Genomic DNA, 1,493 nt, shown 5'->3' on the forward strand with positions numbered 1-1,493 from the left:
TTCAAGGCCGAGAGCTGATGACGAGTTGCCTTTAGGCGACGAAGTGGTTGATACCATGCTTCCAAGAAAAGCTCCTAAGCTTCAGATAACTGGGAACCGTACCCCAAACCGACACAGGTGGTTAGGTAGAGAATACCAAGGCGCTTGAGAGAACTCGGGTGAAGGAACTAGGCAAAATGGCACCGTAACTTCGGGAGAAGGTGCGCCGGCGAGGGTGAAGGACTTGCTCCGTAAGCTCATGCCGGTCGAAGATACCAGGCCGCTGCGACTGTTTATTAAAAACACAGCACTCTGCAAACACGAAAGTGGACGTATAGGGTGTGACGCCTGCCCGGTGCCGGAAGGTTAATTGATGGGGTTAGCGCAAGCGAAGCTCTTGATCGAAGCCCCGGTAAACGGCGGCCGTAACTATAACGGTCCTAAGGTAGCGAAATTCCTTGTCGGGTAAGTTCCGACCTGCACGAATGGCGTAACGATGGCGGCGCTGTCTCCACCCGAGACTCAGTGAAATTGAAATCGCTGTGAAGATGCAGTGTATCCGCGGCTAGACGGAAAGACCCCGTGAACCTTTACTATAGCTTTGCACTGGACTTTGAATTTGCTTGTGTAGGATAGGTGGGAGGCTTTGAAGTGGGGACGCCAGTTCTCATGGAGCCATCCTTGAAATACCACCCTGGCAACTTTGAGGTTCTAACTCAGGTCCGTTATCCGGATCGAGGACAGTGTATGGTGGGTAGTTTGACTGGGGCGGTCTCCTCCCAAAGAGTAACGGAGGAGTACGAAGGTGCGCTCAGACCGGTCGGAAATCGGTCGTAGAGTATAAAGGCAAAAGCGCGCTTGACTGCGAGACAAACACGTCGAGCAGGTACGAAAGTAGGTCTTAGTGATCCGGTGGTTCTGTATGGAAGGGCCATCGCTCAACGGATAAAAGGTACTCCGGGGATAACAGGCTGATACCGCCCAAGAGTTCATATCGACGGCGGTGTTTGGCACCTCGATGTCGGCTCATCACATCCTGGGGCTGAAGCCGGTCCCAAGGGTATGGCTGTTCGCCATTTAAAGTGGTACGCGAGCTGGGTTTAGAACGTCGTGAGACAGTTCGGTCCCTATCTGCCGTGGACGTTTGAGATTTGAGAGGGGCTGCTCCTAGTACGAGAGGACCGGAGTGGACGAACCTCTGGTGTTCCGGTTGTCACGCCAGTGGCATTGCCGGGTAGCTATGTTCGGAAGAGATAACCGCTGAAAGCATCTAAGCGGGAAACTTGCCTCAAGATGAGATCTCACTGGGATCTTGAATCCCCTAAAGGGCCGTCGAAGACTACGACGTTGATAGGTTGGGTGTGTAAGCGCTGTGAGGCGTTGAGCTAACCAATACTAATTGCCCGTGAGGCTTGACCATATAACACCCAAGCAATTTGCTGACGCAGATTGCGGTGGTGAAGACGAAAGACCCGAAAATTCGTAAGACCACAAATATCGCATATCCGGATTCG

Annotated in this window: 1 rRNA gene; it reads left to right on the forward strand. The window is 52.7% G+C overall.

Features of this window, described 5'->3' with window-relative positions:
* Positions 1 to 1,399, forward strand: a 23S ribosomal RNA gene (locus tag ACF8EF_RS24715); the annotation flags it as partial.
* Between the last annotated feature and the right edge of the window lie 94 nt (positions 1,400 to 1,493).

Source organism: Pseudomonas sp. zjy_15 (assembly GCF_043101865.1).
Lineage (GTDB): Bacteria > Pseudomonadota > Gammaproteobacteria > Pseudomonadales > Pseudomonadaceae > Aquipseudomonas > Aquipseudomonas putida_Y.